Raw genomic sequence first — 5,538 nt, 5'->3', positions numbered from 1 at the left:
CGACACGGGCGGGCGTCCCCTTGGCCGTTTGCGGCCACCGGGACGCGTCGCGGACCCGGCGGGCGTCCGCCGGGCGGCTGCGGTGACGACGCGACCGACGCCGGACACGGTCGGGGAGGGAGCGGAGGCAGGCGGGTGACGCGGTTCCCCACGGTGCCCGGGGGTGTGTTCGCTGCTCAGGGGCCCGGTGCGCGGTACGGCGGGGGCGCGGAGAAAATCTTTCGGGAAAAAATCCGGGGAGGTGTCGATCCGGCCCGGTGCCGTTCGACGTGTGGATGAGAGCGGGGGAACGGACCCCCACACCGCACGAGAGGCGAACACCATGCGCTACATGATGACGATCATGTCCACGCCCGAGGCCGAGGCCGTCGACTACGAGCCCAGCCCGGAGGTCTTCGAGGCGATGGCCGCCTACAACGAGCAGATGGTCAAGGCCGGTGTCCTGCTCGCCGGGGACGGCCTGGCCCCCGCCTCCGAGGCGACCCGGGTCACCTTCAGCAACGGCGACGCGACCGTCACCGACGGGCCCTTCGCCGAGGCCAAGGAGTTCGTCGCCGGGTACTGGGTCCTCCAGGTGTCCTCGCACGAGGAGGCCGTGGAGTGGGCCAAGCGCTGCCCGCACCCGCCGGAGGGCGACGACACGGAGATGAGCCTGGTGCTGCGGCGGATCTTCGACACCGACGACTTCGGCGACGAGATGCCCGAGCACCTCAAGGAGCGCGAGCGCGAGCTGCGCGCCGAGGGGTACTCGCACGGCGGCTGACCCGCACGTGCCGGTGCGGCCCGCGGTGCTCCCGGGCACCCGCGGGCCGCAGCCCGTTCCGGGCGTCGCGTACGGCCCGCTCGGCGGTCGGCGACGCCCGCCGCGCGTGCTTGCGGTGGGCTGCCCGCGGTGCTGAGATTGCCCCGTGAGCCACACCGACGCCACGCGCGCGGTCGAGGCGGTCTGGCGTATCGAGTCGGCCCGTCTCGTCGCAGCGCTCACCCGCATGGTCGGCGACGTCGGCCTCGCCGAGGAGTTCGCCCAGGACGCTCTGGTCAGCGCACTGGAGAAGTGGCCCGGCGACGGGGTTCCCGACAACCCCGGCGCCTGGCTGACCACCGTCGCCAAGCGCCGCGTGCTCGACCGCTGGCGCCGCGACGAGCGCTTCCAGCGGCGCATGGCCGACCTCGGCCGCGAGATCGCCGAGCACGACGGGCAGGCCGAGTTCGACGCCGTCCTGGAGGAGGACTTCGGAGACGACCTCCTGCGGCTGATGTTCGTGTGCTGCCACCCGGTGCTGTCCACCGAGGCCCGCGTCGCGCTCACCCTGCGCCTGCTCGGCGGGCTCACCACCGACGAGATCGCCCGGGCCTTCCTGGTGCCCGAGTCCACCGTCGCCCAGCGCATCGTGCGCGCCAAGCGCACCCTGGCCAAGAGGAAAGTGCCCTTCGAGGTGCCCGTCGGCGAGGACCGCGACGCCCGGGTGGCCTCCGTGCTGGAGGTCGTCTACCTGGTGTTCAACGAGGGCTACACCGCCACCTCGGGTACGGAGTGGACGCGCCCCACGCTGTGCGAGGAGGCCATGCGCCTGGGCCGCGTGCTCGCCCAACTGCTGCCCGGGGAGCGCGAGGCGCACGGGCTGGTGGCGCTGATGGAGCTGCACGCCTCGCGGCTGCGCGCCCGCGTCGGGCCGGGCGGGGAACCCGTCCCCCTGGCCGAGCAGAACCGCGCGCTCTGGGACCGCCTGCTCATCACGCGCGGGATGGAGGCCCTGTTCAGGGCACTGCCGCCGGACCGGAGCCAGCCCGGCGGTCCCTACGTGCTCCAAGCGGCCATCGCGGCCGAACACGCCAGGGCGGTCACCGCCGCGGACACCGACTGGACGGTCATCGCCGGGCTGTACCTGGCCCTGGTCAGGGTCACCGGCTCGCCGGTCGTGGAGCTGAACCGGGCGGTGGCGGTGTCGATGGCCTCGGGCCCGGAGACCGCGCTGGAGATCGTGGACGCGCTGCGGGACCAGCCGGGGATGGGCGACTACCACCTGCTGCCCTCCGTGCGCGGCGACCTGCTCGTGCGGCTGGACCGCCGGGCCGAGGCCCGCGCCGAGTTCGAGCGCGCGGCCTCCCTGACCCGCAACGAGCGCGAGCGCTCGCTGCTCCTGGACCGCGCCCGCGGCTGCGAGGACTGACCGGGCCGGGGACCACGCCGTCGGGGTCTCCCGCCGACGGAAGGACACGGGGGCTCGGCGGGCGGGGACCCCTCCAGGTCACCGAACCTGCGCCGGGTGAGCTCGTCCACGGTGTCGGCTGGCTCGTCGGCGTCCGGCCGGGGCGCGCGGGGGCTCGCGGCGGCGCTGACGCCGCGGCTGGTCCCGAACACGACCCAGGCCACCACACGAGGCCACGCCCGGTCCCGGTCGCTCGGACGCTCCGCCCCGTAACCGCGCGGGTGGCCGGAAGCGGCCATTCCCGCAAAGGCCGATGCCTTTTCCGGCTGTGCGCGGAAGGCTGTGATGGCGTCTTTTCCCCCGGGGGCGCATAACGAAAGTCAGGGCGCGTACTGACGAAGGATGTGTCGGCGGTCGCGCTGTCCGTCCTTCTCTCTCGAACGCTTTCTCCGATCGGTGCGCTCTCGTGGTGGATGGCGCATATCCGATGGACTGAGCGGTGTGCAACCCACGAAAGTCATGCTCTCCGGTTTCCTGTCGGGCTCGTGATTCATCGCTCGTGGAACGAAAGGATCCTTATTAGGATTCTCGCGGAACCCCGGCGGGGAACGCGGAAAGGAGAATGGCCGTGTCTCTCGCTGAAGGTGTTTTCCATTACTCCTCCGACGAGAGCGAAGTGCATGCCAGCGATCGAGATAAGGAACGTGTCCAAGACGTTCCGCGGCCAGCGGGCCGTTGACCACGTCTCCTTCACGGTGGAGCCCCGCACGGTCACCGGCTTCCTGGGCCCCAACGGCGCGGGCAAGACCACCACCCTGCGGTGCCTGCTCGGCCTGGTCCGCCCCGACAGCGGCGAGGGGCTGGTCAACGGCCGCGCCTACACGAGCCTGCCCAACCCGCTGACCGAGGTCGGCGCGGTGCTGGAGGCCACCAACCTGCACCCGGGGCGCACCGGCCGCAACCACCTGCGCGTCATGTGCGACGCCGCGGGCCTGCCCCTCTCCCGTGCCGACGAGGTGCTGGACGAGGTCGGGATCACCGGTGCCGGGAACAAGCGGGTCGGCGGCTACTCGATGGGCATGCGCCAGCGCCTGTCACTGGCCGGGGCGCTCCTGGGCGATCCCCGGGTGCTGATCCTGGACGAGCCCGCCAACGGACTGGACCCGGAGGGCATCGAGTGGCTCCGCCGGTTCCTGCGCCGCCAGGCCCACGACAGGGGCGTCGCCGTCCTCGTGTCCAGCCACGTCCTGGCCGAGGTCGAACAGACCGTCGACAACGTCGTCATCATCGCCAGGGGCCGCCTGGTCCACCAGGGGACCCTCGGCGAACTCACCGGCAACGGGGAGAGCCTGCACGACGCCTTCCTCCGCCTCACCGCCTCGGGGACGGCCGCCCACCCGCTTGGAGACCGCCAGTGACCGCTCTCGTCAGATCCGAACTCCGCAAGGTCCTCACCACCCGGTTGTGGTGGATCCTGCTCCTCGCCGCACTGGCCTGGGTGGCCCTCTCCCTGGGCCTCGCGGTCTTCGCCTCGGGGGTGGAGGGCGGCCTCAGCCGCGACAGCACCGCGTACGCCGCTTCCGTCTGGACCATGGGCGCTTCGGGGAACCTCTTCGCCATGGTCATCGGCATCATGATGGTGACGTCGGAGTACCAGCACCGCACGATCAACGTCACCTTCCTGACCAGTCCGCGGCGTCCGCCCGTGATCCTGGCCAAGGTCGTGGCCGCGGCTCTGGTCAGCCTGCTGTTCGGCGTGGTCGTCGTCGGACTGTCCTCCCTGGCTGCCGGGGCCTCCATCCTGACCGGGGGAGGCGGGTTGGACCTGGTCGACAACCAGGTGCCGCGCATCCTCGTCGGCTCCGTGGGCGCCTACGTCGCCTACGCCATGATCGGCGTAGGCGTCGGCGCACTCATCCGCAACCAGGTCGCCGCTCTGGTGTTCGGCATCCTGTGGGTGTTCATGCTGGAACCGCTCCTGACCGTCGTCCCCCAACTTCAGGACGTCGGCAAGTGGCTGCCCGGCGGCGCGTCCACCGCGCTCTACGATACCGGGATCGTCCCCGGCTTCGCGGGACTGCTCCCCGTGTGGGGCGCGGCCCTGGTCCTGGTCGGCTACGCCGCCGTGGCGGTCGGCCTGGCCTCGGTCACCACGCTCCGCCGCGACGTGGTCTGAACCCCGGTTCTGCCCTGAGCAGGCGACCCTGGCGGGTCGGGCCGACAACCGGCAGACTCACGGCCATGAGACTTCTGGTTCTGGGCGGTACCGAGTTCGTGGGGCGGGCGGTCGTGGAGGACGCGCTCGCCAGGGACTGGGACGTCACCGTCTTCCACCGCGGCAGGCACCCCGCGCCCCCCGGTGCCACCGCCCTGCACGGGGACCGCACCGAGGCGGGCGGGCTCGGCGCGCTGGCCGGAGGACGATGGGACGCCGTCGTGGACACCTGGTCGGGCGCCCCGTCCGCGGTGGCCGCAGCCGCGAAGCTCCTCGCCGACCGGGCCGGGCACTACTCCTACGTCTCCAGCCGCTCCGTCTACGCGTCCCCCGCCCCGCCCGGGCTGGACGAGGACGGGCCGGTCGTGGACGCCTCGCCCGAGGCCCCCAGCACCGACTACGCGCGGGACAAGCGGGGCGGCGAGCTGGCGGCGGAGGCGGCCTTCGCGGAGCGGGCCCTGTCCGTGCGCGCGGGCCTGATCCTCGGTCCGTACGAGAACATCGGCCGCCTGCCCTGGTGGCTGGAGCGGATCGCCCGGGGCGGCCCGGTCCTGGCCCCCGGGCCGCGCGACCTGCCGTTGCAGTACGTGGACGCGCGCGACCTGGCCGCCTGGACCCTCGACGCAGCCGAGGCCGGGCTGGGCGGCCCCCACAACCTGGTGAGCCCGCCGGGACACACCACCACCGGCCGACTCCTGGAGGCGTGCGCGGCGGTCACGGGATCGGACGCCGAACTGCGCTGGACCGACCCCCGGATCCTCCTCGACGCGGGCGTCCAGCCGTGGACCGAGCTGCCCGTGTGGGTGCCGCCCGGCGAGCTGTACGACACCCTGCACCAGGGGGACGTGTCCAGGGCGCTCGCGACCGGGCTGCGCTGCCGTCCGGTGACCGAGACCGTCGCCGACACCTGGACCTGGCTGAGGAGTCTGGAGGGCGGCGCGCCCCAGCGCCCGGACCGCCCCCGCGTCGGCCTGGACCCGGAGGTGGAGGCCCGCCTGCTCGCCGGAGCCTGATCCGGCCGCGGACACGGCGAAGGGCCGCCTCCCCTGGAGACGGCCCTTCGCGCCGCTTGTCCGTGTACGACCCGGCGCCCGGGTCAGGCCACCGGCGCCTCCTCGGCGCCGCGCGAGGTCACCCGGAGCCTGTCCGCGCCCTCGTCCACGTCCACCACCA

5 protein-coding genes are annotated in these 5,538 nt (G+C 73.0%); all 5 read left to right on the top strand.

Translation table 11 applies throughout. From position 1 onward, the window contains the following. The first annotated feature begins 322 nt into the window (after window positions 1-322). The 5 genes from DQW06_RS08350 (at window position 323) to DQW06_RS08330 (ending at window position 5,378) form a co-directional block, all read left to right on the top strand. A complete protein-coding gene (locus DQW06_RS08350) occupies window positions 323-763 on the top strand; it encodes a YciI family protein (protein ID WP_013156448.1) in 441 nt (146 codons plus the stop codon). A 145-nt stretch (window positions 764-908) separates the two neighbouring features. Further along, window positions 909-2,171: an RNA polymerase sigma factor gene (locus DQW06_RS08345; protein WP_071621039.1), complete on the top strand. Its 1,263-nt coding sequence runs from the start codon at window positions 909-911 to the stop codon at window positions 2,169-2,171. Window positions 2,172-2,854: 683 nt separating this feature from the next. Further along, complete coding sequence (locus DQW06_RS08340) at window positions 2,855-3,568, top strand: ABC transporter ATP-binding protein (RefSeq protein WP_041553463.1); 714 nt, start codon at window positions 2,855-2,857, stop codon at window positions 3,566-3,568. Continuing rightward, window positions 3,565-4,326, top strand: a complete 762-nt coding sequence (locus DQW06_RS08335) for an ABC transporter permease subunit (RefSeq protein WP_013156451.1) — start codon at window positions 3,565-3,567, stop codon at window positions 4,324-4,326. The genes DQW06_RS08340 and DQW06_RS08335 overlap by 4 nt, the downstream gene beginning before the upstream one ends. A gap of 65 nt (window positions 4,327-4,391) precedes the next feature. Further along, window positions 4,392-5,378, top strand: coding sequence for an NAD-dependent epimerase/dehydratase family protein (locus DQW06_RS08330; RefSeq protein WP_013156452.1), 987 nt, complete (start codon window positions 4,392-4,394; stop codon window positions 5,376-5,378). Window positions 5,379-5,538: the final 160 nt, after the last annotated feature.

The sequence above is a fragment of the Nocardiopsis sp. TNDT3 genome (assembly GCF_003427465.1).
Taxonomy (GTDB): Bacteria; Actinomycetota; Actinomycetes; order Streptosporangiales; family Streptosporangiaceae; genus Nocardiopsis; species Nocardiopsis dassonvillei.
Note: the sequence above shows the minus strand (reverse complement) of the source record. Positions and strands in the feature narration are given on the sequence as shown.

Bases quoted from the DNA above. Each gene is read 5' to 3' on its own strand.
- DQW06_RS08350 (WP_013156448.1), top strand. From the start codon at position 323: ATGCGCTACATGATGACGATCATGTCCACGCCCGAGGCCGAGGCCGTC.
- DQW06_RS08330 (WP_013156452.1), top strand. From the start codon at position 4,392: ATGAGACTTCTGGTTCTGGGCGGTACCGAGTTCGTGGGGCGGGCGGTC.